This is a genomic window from Streptomyces sp. NRRL WC-3549 (assembly GCF_000721935.1).
Lineage (GTDB): Bacteria > Actinomycetota > Actinomycetes > Streptomycetales > Streptomycetaceae > Streptomyces.
Genome location: NZ_KL585386.1, coordinates 169,592 through 170,205, shown reverse-complemented (window position 1 = coordinate 170,205; position 614 = coordinate 169,592). Strand labels below are relative to the sequence as shown.

The window sequence follows — 614 nt, the reverse complement described above, 5'->3', positions numbered from 1 at the left end:
TGCCGGGCTCCATGCCCCAGGCAGCCGGTCGCGGCCCGGTCCTTCCCCTGGAACCAGGCCGGGTCGGGGTGTGTGCCGGGGTACGCGAGCCGGTCGTGTTCCGGACGGGAGGGCCTGTCTGGCGGGGTCTTCGGTGGTGTGCTGGCCTGGCTCCTGAGGCAGGGGCCCGCTACACAGAGCCGCGTCAGTAGTAGCCCTTCGTGCCGTCGAGCAGTTCTCGGACGATATCCGCGTGCCCCGCGTGCCGTCCCGTCTCCTCGACGAGGTGGATCAGCATCCAGCGGAGGCTCCTTCCACGCTTCGGGATTGTCCTCGAACTCCACCAGTTCCAAAAGCGCGGGGACGCGATCGACATCCCCGTAGCAGTCGTGCGTCTGCGTCCAGTTCACCACCCGGTTATTTTAGAGACCCGATCTGGACGTATGCGTCGATATCATGTCCATGCAGAGCTCGGGGAGCTTGGCCGCTGCTGAGCATGCAGGTGGGGACGGGACAGAGCGCACGCTGCTGTACCGGCGGGCATTCGGTGCCGTTTGACGGCCACCCATCGGTAGATCCGGCGAGCAAGCAGGGAGTACCGGGCCTCGCCGGCGCAATGGCATGCCGAGCGGCGG

The 614-nt window shown here is 67.1% G+C and carries 1 pseudogene; it reads right to left on the bottom strand.

What is annotated here, in order from left to right:
- Positions 1-184: 184 nt before the first annotated feature.
- Positions 185-304 (bottom strand): annotated as a pseudogene (locus IH13_RS45500) (DUF664 domain-containing protein); the annotation flags it as partial.
- Between the last annotated feature and the right edge of the window lie 310 nt (positions 305-614).